At 69.2% G+C, this 22,032-nt stretch carries 12 protein-coding genes; 2 read left to right on the forward strand and 10 right to left on the reverse strand.

The features are described 5' to 3' along the window. Window positions 1-5: 5 nt before the first annotated feature. On the forward strand, window positions 6-1,028 hold the full coding sequence (locus ACFQ9K_RS04625) for an alpha/beta fold hydrolase (RefSeq protein WP_378726940.1): 1,023 nt from the start codon (window positions 6-8) through the stop codon (window positions 1,026-1,028). Between the two features lie 76 nt (window positions 1,029-1,104). On the opposite strand, the gene ACFQ9K_RS04630 is transcribed toward ACFQ9K_RS04625, so the two are convergent. Both ACFQ9K_RS04630 and ACFQ9K_RS04635 read right to left on the reverse strand, forming a co-directional pair. Further along, complete coding sequence (locus ACFQ9K_RS04630; protein ID WP_378726942.1) at window positions 1,105-1,311, reverse strand: DUF397 domain-containing protein; 207 nt, start codon at window positions 1,309-1,311, stop codon at window positions 1,105-1,107. Continuing rightward, on the reverse strand, window positions 1,301-2,182 hold the full coding sequence (locus tag ACFQ9K_RS04635; protein WP_378982817.1) for a DUF5753 domain-containing protein: 882 nt from the start codon (window positions 2,180-2,182) through the stop codon (window positions 1,301-1,303). Before ACFQ9K_RS04635 ends, ACFQ9K_RS04630 begins: the two co-directional genes overlap by 11 nt. Window positions 2,183-2,469: 287 nt before the next feature. Here ACFQ9K_RS04635 and ACFQ9K_RS04640 point away from each other — a divergent pair, with 287 nt between their 5' ends. Beyond that, on the forward strand, window positions 2,470-2,688 hold the full coding sequence (locus ACFQ9K_RS04640; RefSeq protein WP_378726946.1) for a hypothetical protein: 219 nt from the start codon (window positions 2,470-2,472) through the stop codon (window positions 2,686-2,688). 65 nt (window positions 2,689-2,753) lie between these two features. On the opposite strand, the gene ACFQ9K_RS04645 is transcribed toward ACFQ9K_RS04640, so the two are convergent. From ACFQ9K_RS04645 to ACFQ9K_RS04680, 8 genes are all read right to left on the reverse strand, one after another. Further along, window positions 2,754-3,605 carry a TIGR03619 family F420-dependent LLM class oxidoreductase gene (locus tag ACFQ9K_RS04645; RefSeq protein ID WP_378726948.1) on the reverse strand — a complete coding sequence of 284 codons (852 nt, stop codon included), beginning with the start codon at window positions 3,603-3,605 and terminating at the stop codon, window positions 2,754-2,756. Window positions 3,606-3,678: 73 nt separating this feature from the next. Next, entirely contained in the window at window positions 3,679-4,050 is a 372-nt protein-coding gene (locus ACFQ9K_RS04650) for a MerR family transcriptional regulator (RefSeq protein WP_378726950.1), read from the reverse strand. A 105-nt stretch (window positions 4,051-4,155) separates the two neighbouring features. Continuing rightward, window positions 4,156-5,118 carry a class 1b ribonucleoside-diphosphate reductase subunit beta gene (nrdF, locus tag ACFQ9K_RS04655; protein WP_378719015.1) on the reverse strand — a complete coding sequence of 321 codons (963 nt, stop codon included), beginning with the start codon at window positions 5,116-5,118 and terminating at the stop codon, window positions 4,156-4,158. A gap of 246 nt (window positions 5,119-5,364) precedes the next feature. Continuing rightward, window positions 5,365-6,183: an ABC transporter permease gene (locus ACFQ9K_RS04660; protein WP_378719014.1), complete on the reverse strand. Its 819-nt coding sequence runs from the start codon at window positions 6,181-6,183 to the stop codon at window positions 5,365-5,367. Then, complete coding sequence (locus tag ACFQ9K_RS04665) at window positions 6,183-7,001, reverse strand: antibiotic transporter (RefSeq protein WP_378719013.1); 819 nt, start codon at window positions 6,999-7,001, stop codon at window positions 6,183-6,185. Before ACFQ9K_RS04665 ends, ACFQ9K_RS04660 begins: the two co-directional genes overlap by 1 nt. Then, window positions 6,998-7,996 carry an ATP-binding cassette domain-containing protein gene (locus tag ACFQ9K_RS04670; RefSeq protein WP_378719012.1) on the reverse strand — a complete coding sequence of 333 codons (999 nt, stop codon included), beginning with the start codon at window positions 7,994-7,996 and terminating at the stop codon, window positions 6,998-7,000. The genes ACFQ9K_RS04665 and ACFQ9K_RS04670 overlap by 4 nt, the downstream gene beginning before the upstream one ends. Then, the gene (locus ACFQ9K_RS04675; protein ID WP_378719010.1) at window positions 7,993-21,375 is read right to left on the reverse strand and encodes an amino acid adenylation domain-containing protein; all 13,383 of its coding nucleotides are present in this window, start codon (window positions 21,373-21,375) and stop codon (window positions 7,993-7,995) included. Before ACFQ9K_RS04675 ends, ACFQ9K_RS04670 begins: the two co-directional genes overlap by 4 nt. Window positions 21,376-21,575: 200 nt before the next feature. Then, entirely contained in the window at window positions 21,576-22,031 is a 456-nt protein-coding gene (locus ACFQ9K_RS04680) for an AMP-binding protein (protein ID WP_378719008.1), read from the reverse strand. Window position 22,032 lies beyond the last annotated feature (1 nt).

Genomic DNA, 22,032 nt, shown 5'->3' on the forward strand with positions numbered 1-22,032 from the left:
AGTCCATGATCACCGTAGTCCAGCCGCGCCGCTTTCGCCGATCCGCGCAGGCGGCGGCGACCGTCGCGCTCACCCTCCTGCTCGCGGTCGGCACCGGCGCCTGCGCCACGACGACCGCCGCCGAGGTTCCCGCCTACGCCGCCGCCACGCAGGGTGACCCGAAGTTCGAGAACACTTTCGAGCACGAGTTCGCCGATGTCGACGGTGTCCGTATGCATTACGTGCAGGGCGGCACCGGCACGCCGGTGGTGCTGATCCACGGCTGGCCGCAGACCTGGTTCGGCTGGTGGCCGATCATGCCCGCGCTCGCCGAGCGGCACACCGTCTACGCCGTAGATCTCCCTGGTCTCGGCGACAGCACCGGCTCGCCGACCGGCTACGACAAGGCCACGCTGGCGCGCTACGTGCACACCTTGATCGCCGACCGTCTCGGCATCCGCGATGCCCGCGTCGTCGGGCACGACTTCGGCGCGGCGGTGGCCTTCCAGTATGCCGCCCAGTTCTCCGCCGATACGGCACGCCTCGGGTACCTGGATCTGCCCCTGCCCGGCCCGGCGATCGACGCGTCCACCTATCGAACCCTGAGCTGGCACATCGCCTTCCACGCTCAGCCACGGGTCCCCGAGGCGGTGGTCAGCGACGACGTCCGCGAGTACCTGGCCCTGTTCTACCCCCAGGTCTCCTACGGCGGAACAGCTTTCGGCGGCACCTCGGACCGTTCCCCGTTCACCGACACCGAGATATCCGAGTACGCCCGCACCTACGGTCGCCCCGAGGCCCTCACCGGCGGCTTCAACCTCTACCGCACCCTCGGCAAAGACGTCACCGACACCATCGCGGCCACCCCGTCATCCGTCCCGACGCTGCTCATGGCCGCGCAGGGGCAGGTCGCCGCGATCCAGGCCACCGCCGCCCCGCGGATGACCAATATCGTCCGCGCCGTGGATGTTCCACACGCGGGGCACTGGCTGGTCGAGGAGAATCCTCAATTCGTCACCGACGAACTGCTGAGGTTCCTGAACGGATAACCGCTCGGAGTGCAGCCGGGTACAGAGAAAAGTGAGACCCCCACGGGTAGTGGGGGTCTCACGTATTCAATGGGTGCTAGGAGCGGTTGAACTCACCGTCGGTGACGCCTGCGGTGAAGGCGTCCCATTCTCCGGGGGTGAAGACCAGAGCTGGGCCGGTGGGGTTCTTGGAGTCGCGGACTCCGACCATGCCGCCGTCGAGATGGGCTACCTCGACACAGTCTTTCGTGCCGCTACTGCGCGTGCTCTTGAACCACCGTGCATTGGTCAGATCAACGTTCATTGGAGTACTCCTTTGCAATATTGAGAATGAGTGCCTGGCTCTCCCTGTCGGCAAGCGCCAGGCGCTTGATATCCGTACAAGCATTACGATACGCGATGATTTCCTCTGAGCGCTCCAAATACATATCTCCGGTGAATCCTTGTACGTAGACCACGGGTGGCTCGGTGAGATATGCCGTTGGGTGCGGCGGGAACTCCAAAATGACGAACATTCCAACCAGTAGACCTTGGTAGAAGCCAGCCGTCGCGGGAACCACTCGCACCGAGACATTCGCGAGTTGCGTGACCTCGGCCAATTGATGCAACTGGTCTGCCATGATGTCTGCGCCACCGGTTCGGCGACGCAGCACGGACTCGTCGATGAATGCATCGAGCGTGATCGGTTTGCTGCCGGTCAGTCGAGCTTGCCGTTGGGTTCCAATTTGTACTGCGGTCTCGACTTCTTCTGGTGACATGGTCGGGTATGCGGTCCAGATCAGTGCTCGGCGGTATTCGGCGGTCTGCAACAGGCCCGGGATGAGCGCTGTTTGGTACGAAACCACGTGGTGAGCAGCATCTTCCAGGCTGACGAACAATCCGAAGCTTTTAGGTATCGCGCTGTCGAACGCATGCCACCACCCTTTCGACTTCGTCTCCTCGGTGAGCGTCAACAGCACCTGCGTGAGTTCTGTCGACGCGTCATAGATCTCGCACAGCCGCTTGATGAACAACGGGTTCAATCTGATCGGGATCCCGTTCTCCATCCGCCAGAAGGTCTGTTTGCTGACGCCGATCGCGCTGCGTGCGGCTTCCGCGCTCACACTCGCCGCTTCGCGGGCTCGGCGGAGCTCGCGGGCCAGTAGCCTGCGGGGAAGGGTCGAACCAGTTGTCATGGCTGCATCTCCGAAGGTCGCTAACGATGAGTTCATTCTGGAACCTCTGTATGGCAGCAACTCTGGAACCTTCCCTAATATTTGCCCGGCTCCGCCCAGGAAGGGTTCCGTCAGTGTGGCTGCGATGGTGCACTTGTATGTCTGGGCAGCCGAACCGAATCGGCTTCCGGGGACATACAACCAGCTGACTGTAATGGAAGTTCGCCGATTGACCGAATTGCTCAGAAATGCGCCATAACCGGAACATTCCAGAATGGAGTTCCCTTTTCGGAAGGGTGTTATTGAAAATGGACGACGATGTGAAATGCCGGCTGGACGCCATGGCGAATCGAGATGCCCACCTGGAGTTCGGGCTGTCGGTGCTCGCGGATCGGGCGCGGACGATCGATGAGCGACTGCGCTCGCTGGAGCGAGTGGTCGGCGCCGTCCGGTTCGATCTGGGCGGACTCGCGGCCGACAGCGGGGAGGTGCTGCGCCTGCTCCGAAAGGTGTTCGGCGAGTTGTGATTCGGCAGGCGGGCGGGTGCCGGTCGGCCCCGGCACGAGAGGGGAGTGCCGGGGCCGGCGTCGGGTCAGCCGCGGAGGCCGAATCGATCGGCGAAGCGAGACATCTCGTCGAAGTGGTCCTCGGGATCGATACCGCCGATGACGATCCGGGTCACTCCCTCGGCCGCCAGCCCGTCGACGCGGTCAGCGGGCAGGTCGATCGATCCCCAGCGCGTGTACTCGAACGCGTGGGGATCACGGCCTGCGGCAACGGCTTCCGATCGAGCGAGGTCGAGTTGAACGGCGCGTTCGGCGGGGCCGAGCAGCCCGCCCGGAAAGTAGCCGTCGCCGCGTCGGCCTGCCCGGCGGGCGGCGGCCCGGCTGGAACCGCCGACATGGATCGGCAGCTGCGGCACGCCAACGGGTTTCGGGAAGCTGACCAGCGAGTCGAAGGCGAAGAACTCGCCGTCGAAGCTGACGCCCTCGGCGCCGCCGGACCACAGCAGCCGCAGCACGTCGATCGCCTCGTCGGTGCGCCTGCCTCGGGTGGCGAAGTCGACGCCCGTCGCGGTGGCCTCGCCCGGCAGCGCACCCAACCCGACGGTCAGCAACCGCATACGCCCGCGGGACAGCACATCGATGGTCGCGAGACGCTTGGCCAGCACCACCGGATGCCGGTACGGCAGCAGCAGCACGCCGGTGCCGAGCAGGAGCCGCTGGGTTGCCGCGGCGACGAAACTCAGGCAGTCCAGCGGATCGGGATAGGGGAGTGTGGCGGGCATCTCGAAGTTCCCGACCCGCGCACCCGGATACAGCGCGATGTGATCCGGGAGATACAGCCCCTCGAATCCGCAGGCCTCCGCGTGCCGCGCGAAGGCGATGATCCGGTCCGGGTCGGCTCCGTAAAACGGTGTGCTGTAACTGATCGCAAACTTCATCGGTGTTCCTCGGCTGACGTGGGCAGCGACGATCGCACAACCGATCCATCGAGACCGGCTGCCGGACAGGAGGTCAGGAGAACTGGCAGGCGGGTGGCTGCGCGGCGCCCGCGATCCGGTCCTGCAACTGCCCGCGCAGCGCGGTCAGCCGGGTGAGCGCGTCGTCCACCTCGTCGAGCTTGCGCCGCAGCACCGCGACCGAGTCCGGGCAGCCATCGCCGGAGCTGTGGCCGGCCCGCAGGCAGGTGATGAAGGGGCGGATGTCGTCGAGGGCGAAGCCGTCCTCGAGCAACGTCCGAATCTTGCGCACCACCGGCAGTTCCGTCGCGTCGTAGACGCGGTACCCGTTGGTGGAGCGGCTCGCCCGCACCAGTCCGTGCTGCTCGTAGTACCGCAGGGTGCGGGTACTCGTGCCGGCCCGCTGCGCCAGCTCACCGATCAGCATCCGACCTCCTCCGAGCGACCGTCACGGCCACGCTAAACGTTGTCGCCGGTGTCAACGCAAGACGGCGGCGGAAGAATCCGCCGCCGTCTCAGCCGAGAGGTTCGCTCAGAACTCCCAGTCTTCGTCTTCGGTGTTCACGGCCTTGCCGATCACGTAGCTCGAACCCGAACCGGAGAAGAAGTCGTGGTTCTCGTCCGCGTTCGGCGAAAGCGCCGACAGGATGGCCGGATTCACCTCGGTCTCGTCCTTCGGGAACAGGCCCTCGTAGCCGAGGTTCATCAGCGCCTTGTTCGCGTTGTAGCGCAGGAACTTCTTGACGTCCTCGGTGAGGCCGACCTCGTCGTAGAGGTCCTGGGTGTATTCGACCTCGTTGTCGTACAGCTCGAACAGCAGCTCGAAGGTGTAGTTCTTCAGCTCCTCGCGCTCGGCGTCGCTGACCAGCTCCAGGCCCTTCTGGTACTTGTAGCCGATGTAGTAGCCGTGCACGGCCTCGTCGCGGATGATCAGCCGGATCAGGTCGGCGGTGTTGGTGAGCTTGGCCCGCGAGGACCAGTACATCGGCAGGTAGAAGCCGGAGTAGAAGAGGAAGCTCTCCAGCAGCGTCGAGGCCACCTTGCGCTTGAGCGGATCGTCGCCGTTGTAGTAGTCCAGCACGATCTCGGCCTTGCGCTGCAGGTTGCGGTTCTCCTCCGACCAGCGGAACGCGTCGTCGATCTCCCTGGTCGAGCACAGGGTGGAGAAGATCGAGCTGTAGCTCTTCGCGTGCACCGACTCCATGAACGCGATGTTGGTGTACACCGCCTCCTCGTGCGGGGTCAGCGCGTCCGGGATCAGGCTCACCGCGCCGACCGTGCCCTGGATGGTGTCCAGCAGCGTCAGGCCGGTGAAGACCCGCATGGTCAGCTGCTTCTCGTCGGCGGTCAACGTGCCCCACGAGGGGATATCGTTGGACACCGGAACCTTCTCGGGCAGCCAGAAGTTGCCGGTCAGCCGGTCCCAGACCTCGGCATCCTTCTCGTCGGGCACCCGATTCCAGTTGATGGCCGATACCCGATCGATCAGTTTCATCCTGCCTCCACACCTTTCCCGAGCCCGCTGCCGTGACGGATCTTCTCTCCCCGGGACACTACTCCTTGGGGGTGACAAGTCCGTGCAGCACAACACCTTGTGTCGCAGCGATGCATGTCACCGAGGCGAGAAACGCCGGGAGCCACCGCGTGCGGCCCCCATTCTGCGCCACGATCGCCCGAACGGCCACATCGGCACTGGCGCGCCGCCCGAGATCGCCCAATGTTTGCCCGATACCAGGCGTTCCTACCTTCTGCTGGCTCGGCGGTAGCCGAGGGTTGCGGGGATGGCGAAGAGGATGATGGCGCCGAGGGACCAGGTGAGGGTGAGGGTCAGTGGGCGGGTCAGGGGGCCTTCCAGGGCCAGGGCTTTCATCGCGTCTACCGCTACCGACATGGGTTGGTTGCGGACTACGGGCTGGATCCATCGGGGGTAGGCGGCCAGGGGGACGAAGCCGGTGCTGAAGAACATCATCAGGGAGGTGAGGATGGTGATGCCTTCCACCAGGGCGGCTTTGGCGGTGAAGACGGCTACCGAGGTGACCACGGTGGCGAAGGCCAGGCCGAACAGCACCGGGATGGACAGGAACAGGAGGGTGGCGAGCAGGCCCTGGTGGAAGCGGAAGCCGAGCAGGTAGCCGACCAGGATGATGGCCAGGGTGCCCGCGCAGATGCGGCAGCCTTCGGCGAGGATGCGGGAGGCGAGGCCGGAGGCACGGTGCACCGGCAGCACCCAGAAGCGGGCGAGCAGACCGGCCTCCCGCTCGCGGCCGAGCAGGACCCCGCAGGAGATGGCGCCGGAGACGGCACCGGTGATGGTGACCATCGGCACGGAACCGTAGAGCGCGCTCTCGCCGGTGAACTTCCGAATCTGCCCGCCCACCACCGTTTCCAGCATGACCAGCAGCAGGCACGGAATGATCAGGGCCTCCAGCAGGGTGATCGGGTTGCGCACCCAGCGCAGCAACAGGCGTTGGGTCTGAATCAGCGTGTGCCGCACCAGCGATGCGGGCGACACCTCGGAAACGGTACGAACAGCGTCGGTGCGATCGGCCAGCAGTGCCATTACGCCCTCCCCGAACTCAGCCGAATGGTCAGCGGCACACAGACGATGAGGATGGCCGCGGCCCAGGCCAGCGGCGGCCCCATCAGCGACCACGTGACCTGTCCCGCGTTGCCGAGCGTGTCGCCCGCCAGCGCGCGCAGTGCGAGCACGAACTGCGACACCGGTTGGTTACGCACGAACGGCTGCACCCACGCCGGAAACTGATGCGCCGGCGCCAGACCCGCGGACAGCATGCCGAAGATCAAGGGCGGCAACACGAGTGCCTGCGTGACCGCCTCCGGACTGCGCGACACCGTGCCGATCACGTCCGCGCCGAGCGTCAACGCGGTCCCGATGAACATCGACAACAGCAGGAACCCGATGGTGTGCGCGGTATCCAGATAGAACCGGAACCCGATCACATAACCACAGGCAATGGCCGAACACAGCGACAGCGCCAGCCGGAAGACATTGCCGGACATGCGCGCCGCCGCGGGCACGAGCCGCCCGACCGGCATCGATCCGAACCGCCGATTGAGCCCCGCCACCGAGTCGGTGGCCGCACGGAACGCCGCTGAGATGGCGGTGAACGCGGCCGCCTGCAACACCACGAGCGGCATCATGAACTGCGCGTAGCTGCTGAACCCGGTGCCCGCGAACGTCATCACCGTCTTCAGCGGAATATAGAAGCCGGCCGTGAAGGTCGCCGGAGCCAGCAGCGAGGTCAGTACCTCACCGGTCTTGATCGAGGGAACGATCAGTCGCGCGGTGAGCACCCACCACTGCCGCGCCTGGTCCGGTGTGGCCCGGACGTCGGCCAGCCAAGCGCCCGCGGTCACGAGACCACCGCCACGTCAACGGCTTTCGCCTCGGCGCCGTCGGCGGTGGCGAGATGCCCGGTCAGCTGAAGGAACACATCGTCGAGCGACGGCCGGCGCAGCGCGATGTCGACCAGTTCGACGGCCGCCCCGTCCAACCGCCGCAACGCCTCGGCCAGGGTCTTCGCCCCGTCCGGCGCCGGAATGGTGATGCGGTCGGAGTCCGGTGTCAGCGCGGCGCGATTGTCCTCCGGCAGCAGCGATCCGAGCGCGGCGGCGATGACGTCCAGATCCTTCAGATCCAGCGGAACCACTTCGCAATAGCTGCCGCCGGTCCGTGACTTGAGTTCGTCCGCGGTGCCCTGCGCGATCACCACCCCGTGGTCGATGACGATGATCCGATCGCTCAGCGCGTCCGCCTCTTCCAGATACTGGGTGGTGAGCAGGGTGGTGATGCCCGCCTTCTTGAAGCTGCGCACCAGATCCCAGACCCCCTGCCTGCTGCGCGGATCCAGCCCGGTGGTCGGCTCGTCGAGGAACACCACATCCGGCCGGACGACGAGACCGCAGGCGATGTCGATGCGCCGTCGCATACCCCCCGAATAGGTGCCGACCCGGCGCCCCGCCGCACCGACGAGATCGAACTCGGCGATCAACTCGTCCGCCCTGGCCCTGGCCGCCCGCTTGCGCAACCCCATCAACCGGCCGAACATCACGAGATTCTCGTAACCGCTGAGCATGTCGTCGAGCGCCGCGTACTGCCCGGTCAGCATGATGGATTTGCGCACCGCCGCCGGATCGGCGACCACGTCGTGCCCGGCCACCAGCGCCCGGCCCCGGTCCGGCGAGATGAGCGTGGACAAGACGTTCACCATGGTGGTCTTGCCCGCGCCGTTCGGCCCGAGAATGCCGAGGATCTCGCCCGGCGCCGCGACGAAATCGACTCCGCGCAAAGCTTTTACGGTGCCGAATGACTTCTCGACCCCTTCGACGACAACGCCCTGTTCGGAATTCATGCCTGTCCCTTCAAGTGTTCATCGAGTACGCGCGCGATGATCGGCAGCACGTGCGGTGCGGTCAGCTCGTTGTGCGTGACCTCGACGTCGTAGTTGACGACCGCGCCGGTCGCGTACGGCCGCCAGCCGTCCGGGCCGACGACGTCGGAGCTGTCCACGGTGGCGCTGAAATACAGCAGGTCACCGTCGAATACCGGGCGCTGGTAACCCGCTCGGGCGCGCGCCGCCGCGTTGTACGACTCGGCCAGGCGCTCGATCATGTCCGCGTCGACGACCGCCAGGCCGCCGAGCCGGTCGCGGATGAGCTCGGCCGCCGCGCTCGCGGTGGCGTCGGCGGGCACATCGTGGATCCCGAAGATCGCGCCGAAACTGTTCACGAACGCGCCGGCGGTGAGCTGTTCGACGTCGTCACCGTCGACCTCGGCGGTATCGGAATCCAGCAGCGCGACAAGACCGACGCGGCCGCCCGACGCCTGCAACCGCGCCGCGATCGCGTGCGCGATCACCCCGCCGAACGACCACCCGAGCAGGTGGTACGGCCCGTCCGGCTGGATGGCGCGGATCTCGCGCACATACCGGTCGGCGAACTCCTCGATCGAACGCAACGACGGTTCGCGGCCGCTGAGGTCCGGGGCCTGCAAGGCGTAGATCGGCCGGCCCGGCCGCAGCGTCTGCGCGAATCCCAAGTAACTCCAGGAGATTCCGGAGGACGGGTGGATGCAGAACAGCGCCGGTTCGGTGCCGTCGGATCGGATGGGCAGCACCACGTCCAGTCCGAGGGTGGCCGCGAGCGCCGGTCGGCTCGCCGCGAGCGCCGCGGCCTCCTCGGCGGCGGCCGCGGCCGCCGCCGGAGTGCCCGCGAAATCCGCTGCCGCGCGGAGCACATCGACCCACAGACCGGCCAGCTCGGCGACGTCGCCGCGATCGAGCAGGGTCTTGGGGAAGGTGAAGTCGGCCCGCAATCGACCACCGATCACCGCCGTGTTCAGCTCGAGCGCCGAAAGCGCCGGAGCCCCGGGATCTTCGACGGCCGGCAGGTCGCCGAACTCGTCGGTCAGCGTCCAGCCCAGGCCGTGCAGCCCGGCCGGGACGTCCCCCGCGGTGCTGCGGGCCCGGTGGGCGAAGCCGACCTGCCCGGGCAGGTCAGCGCCCAGTTCCGTGGCCGTATCCGGGTTGAGGTAGCGCAGCAGTCCGAACCCGATCCCGCCGTCTGGGACCGACCGCAGTTGACGCTTCACCGCGCGGATCGCCGCGCCCATCGCCGCACCGCCCGCGAACGCCTCCTCGAGGTCGACCTCGGCCAGCTCGAGCCGCATCGGATAAACGGCGCCGAACGAGCCGATCGTGCGGACCGGCGCGGCGCCGGGAATCGCCTGCCTGCCGTCGCTTTCGAGCCGGAGCAGCACGTCCGTGCCGTCCTCGCCGGATCGGCGGGCGCGCCAGCGCAGCAGCGCCAGCGTGAGCGCGGCCAGCAGGATGTCGTCGGCATCGCCCGCGAACTGGGCGGGCAGGGTGGTCAGGACCGCCTCGGTGACCGCCTCCGACACCTCGCACCGCACAGTGCGCAGGGCGCGTGCCTGATCGACAGCCGGGTCCAGCGCGCGAGCACCGAGCAGCGGATCCGCGCCGGCCAGCACACCCTGCCAGTATCCGAGTTCGAAAACTCGCCCGGCCGTGCGTGCTTCGTCCGCGAGCGCGTGCGCCCACCGGCGCATCGAGGTACCGGTCTCGGCGAGCACCGGGGTGCTGCCGACCGAAACCTGCGCCCAGGCCGCCACCAGGTCCGGCAGCAGGATGCCCCAGGAAGCGTCATCGACCAGCAGGCGGGGCAGCAGCACGATGAGCCGCCCCGCCGTGGTCCGGGTTCCCGCGTCGCCCAGCGGATCGAGCCAGATGCACCGCAGCACAATGCCGTTCGCCGGGTCCAACCGGCTCGGCTCGGAATTCAGTTCCGCGACCACGTATTCGCGCAGATCGACCGGATCGGCGGCAGCATCGAACTCGATACGCTGCACCAGGGCGTCGACCTCGACCGATCCCGGCTCGCGCACCAGCAACCGTGCGTCGTCGGTCAGCTGCGCGCGCAGCATGTCGTGCCGGTCCACCACGGCCGCGAGCGTGGCCACGAGCTGGGCCCGTTCGATGCCGACCGGAAGCTCGAGCACCGCCGTCCGCGCCGAACGCGGCGGTCCGCCGTGCTCGATCAGGTAGCGCATCCGCGGCGTGAGCGGCAGCTCGCCGACCCCGCCACCGGGCAGCTCGGGCAGCGCCGCGACCACTCCGTCGGCGTCCACCGCCGCGGCCAGCGCGGCCACCGTGCGATGCTCGAAGACCTGCAGCGGCGTGCAGTCGATGCCCCGCTGTTTGGCCCTGGTCACCAGCTGGATCGCGAGGATGCTGTCGCCGCCGAGGTCGAAGAACGAATCGTCGGCCCCGACCTGGTCGCGACCGAGCAGCTCGGCGACGATCTGCGCCAGCGCCTCCTCCGTCGGCGTGCGGGGAGCGCGGTACGCGGTCTCGTCGGCGCCGAATTCCGGTGCGGGCAACGCTTTCCGATCGAGCTTTCCGACCGCGGTGAGCGGTATCTCGTCGAGGACGACGAAGGCGGACGGCACCATGTAGCCGGGCAGGCGGTCGGCGGCCTGCGCCCGGATCTGCGCGATATCGAGCCGTACGTCCGGCTTTCGCACCAGATAGGCCGCCAGCGCGGTCGATCCGGACGGGCCGGCGACACCGAGGGTGAGTGCGAAGTCGACACCGTCCACCCGGCCGAGCACCGCGTCGATCTCACCGAGTTCGATCCGCTGACCGCGGACCTTGACCTGGAAATCGGTGCGGCCCAGGTATTCCAGCGTCAAGGCGCCGGCCGCACCGCGCACCCACCGCACCAGGTCGCCGGTGCGGTACATGCGTTCACCCGGTGCGCCATAGGGATTGGTGATGAAGCGCCCCGCGGTCAGTCCCGGCCTGGCGTGGTAGCCGCGGGCCAGCGCGTGCCCCGCGAGATACAGCTCACCGGCGACGCCGACCGGAACCGGCTGCAACCGGCCGTCGAGCACCATCGCCGCCGCACCGCGAATCGGCGGTCCGAGGGTGACCGGAGCCCCGGGGTCGAGCGCGGAACCCGTTGCCACGACCGTGAACTCGGTCGGCCCGTACAGGTTGACCAGCCTTCGGCGCTGGGCACCGCGACGACGCACCACGGCGCCGTGCTGATCGGTGGCCCCGGTGCCGCACCAACGCTCGATCAGCTCGGCACTCACCGCCTCGCCGCCCACCGCCAGCACCTGCACCCCCGAAACCTCCGCGGGGTCGATGGTGGCGAGCGCGGACGGCGTGATCATCACGTGTGTGACCCGCTCCGCGTCGATCAATTCGGCGAGCGCGCTGCCGCCGAACACCTCGGCGGGCGCGACGACCGAGGCGCCGCCCCACCCGAATGCCATCAGCGCCTCCAGGATCGACGCGTCGAAACTCGGTGAGGCGACGTGCAGCACCCGGGAGAACTCGTCCAGCTCGAGCAGATCGCCCTGTGCCGCAACGAAGTCGGCGATGCCGCGATGCGACACCGAGACGCCCTTCGGCGTGCCGGTGGACCCGGAGGTGTAGATCAGCCAGGCCGGGTTGTCCAGCCGAACCGGCCGTGGCAGCTCGCCGTCCCGCAGCGGGTGGGGGCTCGCGGCCGACCAGCGTTGCACGAACCGCAGGTCGTCGAGCACGAGCCACTTGGTGCTGTCCGGCAGCGTCGATCGGTAGGCGGTCGTGGTGAGGCCGACCCGCGCACCGGAGTCGGTGAGCATGTGATCGATCCGGTCGAGCGGATGCTTCGGGTCGACCGGCAGGAACGCCGCGCCGATCTTTGCCACCGCCCAGACCGCCGTGAGCAGATCGGCCGAGCGCGGAAGGCCGAGCGCGACCACGGTTTCCGGGCCTGCCCCCGCCGCGAGCAGGAGCCGGGCCAGCCGATTGGCGTACGCGTCGAGCTCGCGATAGGTCGTCGTATCGCCGTTGGCGACCACGGCGGGATGGTCCGGATGCCGCGCGACGGTCGCGGCGAGCAGTTCGGGAAGTGTTGTCGTGCCGAGGCTTTCGAACCCGCGCACCGGCACCAGCGCCGAGCGCTCGGCGTCGTCGAGGATGTCGATATCGGCGAGACGCACGCCCGGCTCGGCCAGCACGGTGGCCAGCACCCGCCGCCAGCGAGCGGCGAACGCGGACACCGTGGCGGCGTCGAACAGGTCGGTGGCGTAGGTCAGCACGCCGGCCAGCCCGGCCGGACCCGACTCGTCGAAACGTTCACGCAGGTCCAGCGTCAGATCGAATTGCGAAGCGCGCCGGTCGAAGTCCTCCACCTCGAACCGCAGTCCGGGCAGTTCCAGCACCGGCTCGACGAAATTCTGTAGCGACAGCGACACCTGGAACAGCGGGTGATGCGCCGTCGACCGGTCCGGATTCAACGCCTGCACCAGACGTTCGAAGGCCACGTCGGTGTTGGCGAACGCGTCGAGATCCGCCGAACGGACCGCGGTGAGGAAGTCCAGGAATCCGGCGTCCGGATCGACCCGCGTGCGCAAAGCCAGGGTGTTGACGAACATGCCGACCAGCTCATCGAGCTCCTGCTCGCCGCGTCCCGCCACCGGGGTGCCGACGACCACATCGTCGGTACCGCCGAGCCGGGCCAGCAGCAGCGCGAGTGCCGCGTGCACGACCATGAACACGCTGACGTTGTGGGTCGCGGCGAATTCGATCAGATCACTGTGCAATTCGGCATCGACGGCGAATTCGACGTCGGCGCTGCGCATCGACTGCACGGCGGGGCGCGGCCGATCGGCGGGCAGCTCCAGCACGTCCGGCGCGTCGGCGAGCGCGTCGGTCCAGAACCGAACCTGCTGCGTCGCCAGCGATTCCGGATCGTCCTCGCTGCCGAGTACCTCGCGATGCCACAGCGCGAAGTCGGCATACTGCACGGCCAGCGGCACTCTCGTCGGCTCCGCACCGGTCGACCGCTCCGCGTACGCGGCGACCAGGTCGGCGGCCAGCGGCGCCATCGACGCCCCGTCCGCGCTGATGTGATGCACCACCAGCACGACCACGTGGACCGCACCGGCGTCGGTGGTCAGATGGTCGGCATCCGAAGTCACGGAATGTCCGGACGAGACGGCGGCCAGACCGGCCGATGGACCGGAGGAGACCGCCGCGACGCCGCCGAACGGCCCGGACGACACCGGGCCGGTACCCGCCGTGCGCGCGCCCGGCAGGTCGGGGCCTGCCGCGTCGGCGGGTGCGGAGTCGGGACCCGCCGCGATCCGGAACAACCCCACCCGCAGCGGCGGCTCCTTGGCGATGTCGAATCCCGTGCCCGCCAGCGCGTTGATCCGATCCCGCAGTGGCGCGCCGTCTTCGGTGTCCACCACGGGCAGCGCGGGCGCGGCCGTCTCGGTGCCCATGATCACCTGACGCGGACCCTCCGCGTCGGCCGGATAGATCGTGCGCAGGCTCTCGTGCCGCTCGACCACGTCGGTCAGGGCCAGGCGCATCGCCTCGACATCGAGTGCACCGGTCAACCGCAGCGCGACCGCGATGTTGTACGCGGGTGAGCCGGGATCGAGCCGGTTCAGCACCCACATGCGCTGCTGTGCGGGCGACAGCGGGATGCGATCCGGCCGGATCCGCGGTGCGAGCGCGAACCGGCCGGGCTGCCCGCCGCCGGCCGGAACCACCCGCGTGGACAGTTGCGCGACGGTCGGCGCGTCGAACAGGTCGCGCAGCGCGATCCGCGAGCCGAGGGCCGAATTGACCCGGGCGACCACCTTGGTCGCGCTGAGCGAATTGCCGCCGAGTTCGAAGAACGACTGATCGACGCTGACCCGCTCGCTGCCGAGTACCTCGCCGAACACCGTGGCCACCGCCCGCTCCACCGAGGTACGCGGCGCAAGGTAGGGCCGATCGGTGTCCGAGAAGTCCGGCACCGGCAGGGCCGCACGGTCCAGCTTGCCGACCGGGGTCAGCGGAATCGACTCCAGCACAACGAGGTATCCCGGCACCATGTACCCGGGCAGCTCGCCCGCGATCCGCACGCGCAGCCGCTCGGTATCCAGCTCGGCCCCCTCCACGGGCAGCACATACGACACCAGCACGGTCGCCCCGGCCGGCCCGGCCCGGCCGATCGTCACCGCGTACTCGACCTGCTCGTCGCGCGCGAGCACCGCATCGATCTCGCCGAGCTCGATGCGCAGGCCGCGAATCTTGACCTGGAAGTCGCTGCGGCCCAGATACTCCAGCTCGAAACCGGCGCTGCCCTCGACCCAGCGCACCATGTCGCCGGTCCGGTACATCCGCTCGCCGGGCGCACCGAACGGGTCGGCCACGAATCGGCTCGCCGTCATCGCGAAGCGGTTGAAGTAGCCGCGGGCGAGCGCGGGCCCGGCCAGGTACAGCTCACCGGCGACACCGACCGGCACCGGACGCAACCAGGTGTCCAGCACCAGGTTCGCCGCTCCGCGGATCGGTCCGCCGATGGTGATCGGTTCGCCCGCGACGAGTTCGGCGGGCCCGGTCGCCCAGATGCTGAACTCGGTGGGGCCGTATAGATTCACCATGCGCCGACCGGCCGACCAGCGCTCGATCAACTCCGGCGTCGCCGCCTCACCGGCGACCGAGAGCACGCGCAGGTGCTCGAGATCGTCCGGTTCCATGGTGGCCAGCGCGGACGGCGTGATCACCGCGTGCGTCACCCGTTCGGCGCGCAGCAGTCGTTCCAATTCGGTGCCGCCGTAGACATCCGGCGGCGAGACCACGAGCCGGCCGCCGGACCCGTGCGCGGTCAGCAACTCGAAGACCGAGGCGTCGAAGCTCGGCGACGCCACCTGCAGCGCGCTGGCGCTCGGATCCAGATCCAGCGAATCCCGCTGGGTGGCGACCAGATTCGCGATGCCGCGATGGCTGAGCAGCACGGCCTTCGGCTTGCCGGTCGAACCCGAGGTGTAGATCAGGTACGCCGTCTGGTCGATATCGATCGGACCGCCGCGTTCCTCGTCGGTGATCGGGTCGGGGGAGACCGTCATGACCCGGCGGATGGTGTTGAGGTCGTCGAGCAGCAGCCAGTCGATGCTGCCCGGCAGTGTCTCGCCGGTCGCGGTGACCGTCACCCCGATGGGCGCCTTCGAGTCGGTGAGCATGTGCTCGATCCGCTCGACCGGATAGTTGGGGTCCAGCGGCGCGAACGCGGCGCCGGACTTGGCCAGCGCCCACACCGCGACCACCGATTCCAGCGACCGGGTCAGCGCGAGCACGACGAACACCTCGCGCCCGACACCCCGGCGCAGCAGCAGCCGCGCGAAGCGATTCGACCAGGCGTCGAGTTCGCCGTAGGACATGGTGAGCTCACCCGCGCTGACCGCGATGGCGTCGCCGTCGATCGCCGCACCGGCGGCCAGGATCCCCGGCAGGGTGCGCACGGGCAGCGACTCCGGACCCCGAACCGGCAGCAGCGCGGCGCGTTCGGTCTCGTCGCAGTACTGCAACTGCGAGACCAGGGCCCGCGGATTGTCCGCGAGCTGGGTGAGCAGCCGGACGAAGCGATCCAGCAGCGGTCGCGCCGCCGCGGGGTCGAGCTGATCGGCCATGAACTTCAAGCTGACCCGCAGGGTGTCGTGCCCGTCGGCGCCGCGCAGCGGAATGACCATGAGGTTCAACGGATACGGCGTCGCGTCGGTGCCCTCGACGTCGAGCACCCGCATGCCAGCGATATCCAGGGCCTGCGAGAGCGCCTCGCGGTCGATCGGATAGGACTCGAAAACGGTGAGGGTGTCGAACAATTCGGCGAGCCCGACCGCCTGGTGGATCGCGGCCAGCCCGACGTGCTGGTGATCCAGCAGCCGGGCCTGCTCGGCCTGCACGCGGGCGAGCAGGTCGACCACCTTCTCCGCCGGGTCGAGCCGCACCCGCACCGGCAGGGTGTTGATGAACAGCCCGACCATCTCTTCGACGCCGGCCAGCTCCGGCGGCCGGCCGGAGACGGTGCCGCCGAACACCACATCGGTGCGCCCGGTGCGCATGGCGAGTAGCATCGCCCAGCTCGCCTGCACGAGCGTGTTGACCGTGGCGCCGGCTTCGCGGGCGGTCGATTCCAACCGGCCGACGGTGTCGGCGGACAGATCGATGGACAGCATCCCGGTCTCGGTGGACTCGATGCCCGCCAGCGTCGGCACGGCGCGGGTCGGGGTATCGATCCCGGCCAGCGATTGTGCCCACGCGGCAAGGGATTCGGCGTCGTCCCGGTCGTTCAGCCAGGACAGGAACTCGCGATAGGAGTGCGCGGGCGGCAGCGCGGACGCGTCGCCGGAGGTGACGTAGAGCGCGAGCAGTTCGCGCACCAGCAGCGGCGTCGACCAGCCGTCCAGCACCAGATGGTGATTGGTGAGCACGAACCGGTACGCGTCGGCCGCGGTGCGGATCAGGGTGAAGCGCACCAGCGGCGGCCTGGTGAGCTCGAAGCGGGTGCGGGCGTCCAGCGCGATCAGCCGGTCCAGTTCCCGTTGCCGCGCCTCGGAATCGGTGATGCCGGTCAGATCCACGTCCTGCCAGTGGATTTCGGCCTCGGCCAGCACCAGCTGGCGCGGGCCGTCGTCGGTTTCGACGAAGGCGACGCGCAGGTTCTCGTGCCGGTCCACCAAGGCCTGTGCGGCGGTGCGCAATCGGTCCGCGTCGACGGTGCCCGCCAGGGTGAGCAGCGACTGCACGGTGTACCCGTCGGCCGTATCGGAGTCGTACAGCGCGTGGAAGAACAGACCGTATTGCAGCGGCGAAAGCGGCCAGACATCGGCGAGCTTCGGATAATCCCGCTCCCACGTGTCGATCTGCGGCTGAGTCACCGGGACGAGGTCGAAGTCCGACGGTGTGCGCCCGCCCGAGCCCGCGGACTCCGCGTGCGCGGCGAGGGACCGCAGCGCCTCGGCCCAGAGCCCGGCGAGCCGCGCGACGTCGTCCGCGTCGAGCAGCCTGCCCGCGTAGGCCCAGGTGACGTCGAGGCCCGCGTCGGTGCGGACGGCGTTGATGTCGACGACCGCCGCCAGCGGCGCCCGGTCGTGCTGCGTCGCGGTAAAGCGTTGCGGCAGCCAGGGTCCCGCCTCCGCGCCGGTGTTCGCGCGGCCCAGGTAGTTGAAGCTGATCTGGGGGACCGGGCGGTCGGCCAGTGCCGCGGCGGATTCGGCGTCGAGGTAACGCAGCATGCCGAAGCCGATGCCCTTGTCCGGCACCTGCCGCAGCTGTTCCTTCGTGGTCTTGATGGCGATACCCGCCGTGGCGCCGCCGGCGAACGCGTCGCCGAGATCTATGCCGGTCAGATCGACCGCCACCGGATAGACGCTGGTGAACCAGCCCACGGTGCGCGCGACATCGGCGCCGGGCAGGATCTCCTCCGCGCGTCCGTGACCCTCGAGGGTGAACAGCGTCGCGGTCCGCCCGCGCCACCGCCCGACCGCCAGCGCGAGCGCGGCGAGCAGCACATCGTCCGCGCCGCAATGGAATCGATCGGGCGCGGTGCTGAGCACGGCCTCCGCGATCGCCGGATCGATGACCGTCCGGTGGTGCGCCATGGTCGCGACGACGTCGACGGCCGGATCGGGAAGTTCGGTGCCGAGCGGCGGATCGGGTGTGGCCACAATGCTTTGCCAGAGCGGCAATTCGCCGGCCCGCAGACGTGCCTGCGCCGCCTGTCCGTGCGCCCAACGCCGGAACGACGTGCCGACCGGGGGGAGCGCCGCACCCATGGCGGCGGTGGCCAGATCCGGCAGCAGGATGCGCCAGGAGACGCCATCGGTCACCAGGTGATGCAGCACCAGCCACAGGACCGGCTCGGCCTCCTCGATGAGCACGAATCGCGCGACCACCCCGGCCGCCGGATCGAGCAGGTCCGCGGCGCGCTGCAGTGCGCGCTCCCGCGTCTGCTCGCGGTCCGCACCCGCCGCGACGGTCTCCACCAGCGATTCGGCGTCGACGGCGCCGCGCTCGGCCACCGTCCATTCCCAGCCTCCGGTACCGCGCCGCAGCGACGAACGCAGCAGATCATGATGGTCGAGCAAGGCCTGCACCGCCGCGACGAGCCGGCCCCGCTCGAAGCCGGTGGGCAGGCCGACCAGCACGGCCTGACTGAACCGCTGCCAGCTGTCACCCTGATCCAGCATGGCGTGCACGATCGGCGTCAGCTCGACCGCACCGACCCCGCCGCCGGGCAATTCGTGCACCACCTGCGCCCGCACCTCGGTGGCGACGGCGGCCAGCGCGGCAACGGTCTTGCGCTCGAACACATCCCGCGCGCTGAGCCCGATGCCCGCGGCCTTCGCCCGCGACACCAACTGGATGGACACGATGCTGTCCCCGCCGAGCGCGAAGAAGCTCTCGTCGACCCCGACCGTCTCCAGCCCGAGCACCTCGGCGAACAGCGCCGCCAAGGCCTCCTCGCGCGGCGTGGACGGCGCCCGGCCGGCGACCGTCCGCGCCCCGAAATCCGGTGCGGGCAATGCCTTACGGTCCACCTTGCCCAGCGGAGTGAGCGGGATGTGCTCGAGCACCATCACGACGGACGGCACCATGTACGCGGGCAGGGTCTCGCCGGCGGCGGCCTTCAGCGCCTCGGGGTGCACCGCGGCACCCGGCTTGGGCAGCACGTAAGACACCAATGCGGTTGTCCCGGAGGCGGTCTGCGCGCCAAGGGTGATCGCGAAGTCGATCTCCGGCTGCCGGTGCAGCGCGGCATCGATCTCGCCCAGCTCGATCCGGAAACCGCGAACCTTCACCTGGAAATCGCTGCGCCCCTGGTATTCCAGCTCGAGCCGGCCCCCGCGCGTGGTCCAGCGCACCAGGTCGCCGGTGCGGTACATCCGCGCACCGGCCTCGTACGGATTGGCGACGAAGCGCCCCGCGGTGAGCCCATTGCGCCGGTGGTAGCCCCGCGCTAGCCCGGCGCCCGCGAGATACAGCTCGCCGATGGTGCCGGGCGGTACCGGTCGCAACCACGGGTCGAGCACGACCGCGCGGACGCCGCGGACCAGACCGCCGATGGTCACCGGCGCGGCGGGCACGAGCGCTCGGCTCAACGTCGCGGTCACCGTGGTCTCGGTGGGTCCGTACCCGTTCAGCAGCGTGCGCCCGGCCCACTCGGCCACCAGTTCGGGCGGGCACGCGTCGCCGCCCACGATCACCGTGCGCAGGTCCGGCAGCGTGGCCGGATCGAGGGAACCCACCACCGTCGGCGTGACATTGAGGTGCGTGACGCGATGCGCGCGCAGCACCTCGGCCATCTCCTCGCCGGCGTAGGCCGAGGGCGGCACCACGGCGAGGGTGGCCCCGCTGGCCATGGTCACCAGGATCTCCTCGACGGAGATGTCGAAGCTCGGCGAGACCGCGTGCGCCACCACGGAATCCGCGGTCACGCCGAAGCCCGCGGCCGAGCCGCTCGCCAGGTTCGCCAGGCCGCGATGCGAGACCAGCACGCCCTTCGGCAATCCGGTCGAGCCCGAGGTGTAGATGATGTACGCGATCTGATCGAGGTGCGCCGACGCGACGGTGACAACCGTCGCGTCCTGTTCGCGCACGCTGCGCGCGGTCGTCTCGTCATCGAGGATCAACCAGTTCACCCGGTCCGGCAGCGATTTCCGCGCCGCCGCGACGGTCACCCCCGCGACCACGCCGCTGTCGCCGACCATGTGCTCGATCCGGTCGGCGGGATAGGTCGGATCGATCGGCACGAACGCCGCACCGGTCTTGGCCACCGCGATCGTCGCGAGCACCGACTCGGCCGACCGCGGAATCGAGATCGCCACGGTCCGTTCGGGTCCCGCGCCGGCCGCGATCAGCACCCTGGCCAGACGGTTCGTGTGCGCATCGACCTGCCGATAGGTGAACGCGCTCGCCCCCGCCCGGATCGCCACCGCATCGGGGTCGAGTGCCGCACCGGCCGAGAGGATTTCGGGCAACGTGCGCGGGGTGACACCCGCGGGCCCGCGGGCGGGCACCAACTCGGCCTGCTCGGCGGCGGACACCACCGGCACCGTCGACAGCGCCGCCTCCGGCCCCGCGGCGAGGAACGCGTGCAGGAACGACAGGAACCGGGCATGCTGAGCCGCCAATTCGGTGTCGCTGTAGAGGTTTCCGTTGCCCTGGAAATCGATGTGGGTACTCTCGCCGCCCACGCCGGGATACACGTTGACGAACAGATCATCGATCAGCCCGGAGGTGAGCACATGCAGTCGCCCGGTCACCGCGCCGAGCTGAATCCTGGTGTCCACCATCATCAGATTCACCGAGGGACCGAACGACGCCGCCTCGTCCATCGGCCAGCCGAGATCGCGGAAGATGTCCTCCTGGCGATACCGCTGCCGCCGCAGCGCCCCGGTCAGCTCGCCCTGCGCCGCCCGGATCACCTCGCCGACCGTCGTGCTCGGGGTCAACCGCAGCCGCAGCGGAACGACATTGGCGATCATTCCGCCGGAACGCCGCAGGATCGCCGTCGTCCGCGCCGAAACCGGCAGGCTCAGCACAACTTCCGGCGCGCCGGTCATCGCGGCGAGATACGCGCCGAACGCCGCGACCACGGTCGGCGCGACGCCAGAGGACGCGGCCTTCGCGACCGAGTCGAGCAGCTGCGCGGTCGCCCGCGGCAACGCACCCGCGACCCGGCTCGGATGCGCGTCCACCTCGGCCGTCCGGCCGGCCAGACTCACCGGGTCCGCCATTCCGTCGAGATGCTCGAGCCAGTGCTCCCGATCGGCCCCGAACCGATCCGAATTGCGGTACGCCAGATCCGCCTCGACGATCTTGCGCAGATCCTCGGCCTTCGCGGCGGGCGGCTGCTTGCCCTCGACCGCCGCGTTGTACAGCTCCCCGGTGCGCTGCACCATGGTCAGCGCGCCCATGCCGTCCAGCACGATGTGGTGAATCCGCGAATACCAGTACCAGCGATCCTCGCCGAGTCGCAGCATCGCGACGCGCACCAGCCGGTCCCTGGTCAGGTCCAGCGGCGCGTCGTACTCCGCGCGCATCCACGCGCGCGCGGCGGCCTCCGGGTCGCGCTCGCCGCGCAGGTCCAGGGTGAGCAGGCTGTCGTCGAGGGTGGTGTCGACGAACTGGAACGGCTGGCCGTCCACCTCGAGCAGCCGCAGGTATCCGGTGCCGAACTCGCGCCCCGCCTGCCGGGCCGCGTCGGCGAGCAGGTCGAGGTCGATCGGGCCGCTCAGCTCGACGTACTGGGCGATGGAGATCGGGGTGTCGCCGGCGATGTGCTGGGCGAACCAGATGCCGCGCTGGGCCGCCGACAGCGCGAAGGCGCCTTCGGGCAGAGCTCCGCCGGTCTCGAGGGGCGAGGGGAGAGGCTGTTGCATGAATAGTCCTACGTTCTTACCGCCCGCAGCTGCCGCGGAGTAACCGCCGCGTAGCCACTGCGGTAGTGGTAGTACCCCGCCGCACAGCTCGCGACAGGATTCATTCTGAACCGATGACGTGTGCACCGATGCCGATTGCCGACATGTGCGGCAAACATGCCGCTGGGGCGCGCCCGAACGGCGTCGGGTGCGCCGAGGGGTCAGGCGGACATGGGCAGCTGATCGGCCGCGGTGAGCGGTGCGTCGGAGCCGGCCAGGTAGCGCTGCAGGGTCGAGCGATCGTCGAGCACCAGCCAGGAGACGGCGTCGGTGAGCGCGCCGCGCCGCGCCTTGGTGGTCACGCCGACGGTGCTGCCGAGCAGGAACGTGCCGTCCGCGGCGGCAGGCACCGGCAGGCCGCCGAGCTTGACGATGGCGCGCTCGGCGACCACGGATTCGATCTCGTCGTCGATGGCGATCGCGACCCGGGTGCTCGCGGTCGCGCCGAGGCCGAGCAGCAGCCGGGCCAGCCGGTTCGACCAGCGATCCAGCTCGGCGTAGGTGAGGGCACAGTCGCCGGTGGAAACCACGACCGCGTTCGGATCGACCTCGGCGACGGGCCGCGCGAGCGGCAGGTGGCGGATGTTGTCGGCGAGCGTATCGGTCAGCGTGTGCATG

Source organism: Nocardia sp. NPDC056564 (assembly GCF_042793755.1).
GTDB lineage: Bacteria > Actinomycetota > Actinomycetes > Mycobacteriales > Mycobacteriaceae > Nocardia.

What these genes read in the sequence shown, in the direction of transcription:
- ACFQ9K_RS04625 (WP_378726940.1), top strand. Translation starts at nt 6, where the DNA reads ATGATCACCGTAGTCCAGCCGCGCCGCTTTCGCCGATCCGCGCAGGCG.
- ACFQ9K_RS04630 (WP_378726942.1), bottom strand. Translation starts at nt 1,311, where the DNA reads ATGAACGTTGATCTGACCAATGCACGGTGGTTCAAGAGCACGCGCAGT.
- ACFQ9K_RS04635 (WP_378982817.1), bottom strand. Translation starts at nt 2,182, where the DNA reads ATGACAACTGGTTCGACCCTTCCCCGCAGGCTACTGGCCCGCGAGCTC.
- ACFQ9K_RS04640 (WP_378726946.1), top strand. Translation starts at nt 2,470, where the DNA reads ATGGACGACGATGTGAAATGCCGGCTGGACGCCATGGCGAATCGAGAT.
- ACFQ9K_RS04645 (WP_378726948.1), bottom strand. Translation starts at nt 3,605, where the DNA reads ATGAAGTTTGCGATCAGTTACAGCACACCGTTTTACGGAGCCGACCCG.
- ACFQ9K_RS04650 (WP_378726950.1), bottom strand. Translation starts at nt 4,050, where the DNA reads ATGCTGATCGGTGAGCTGGCGCAGCGGGCCGGCACGAGTACCCGCACC.
- nrdF (WP_378719015.1), bottom strand. Translation starts at nt 5,118, where the DNA reads ATGAAACTGATCGATCGGGTATCGGCCATCAACTGGAATCGGGTGCCC.
- ACFQ9K_RS04660 (WP_378719014.1), bottom strand. Translation starts at nt 6,183, where the DNA reads ATGGCACTGCTGGCCGATCGCACCGACGCTGTTCGTACCGTTTCCGAG.
- ACFQ9K_RS04670 (WP_378719012.1), bottom strand. Translation starts at nt 7,996, where the DNA reads ATGAATTCCGAACAGGGCGTTGTCGTCGAAGGGGTCGAGAAGTCATTC.
- ACFQ9K_RS04675 (WP_378719010.1), bottom strand. Translation starts at nt 21,375, where the DNA reads ATGCAACAGCCTCTCCCCTCGCCCCTCGAGACCGGCGGAGCTCTGCCC.
- ACFQ9K_RS04680 (WP_378719008.1), bottom strand. Translation starts at nt 22,031, where the DNA reads ATGCACACGCTGACCGATACGCTCGCCGACAACATCCGCCACCTGCCG.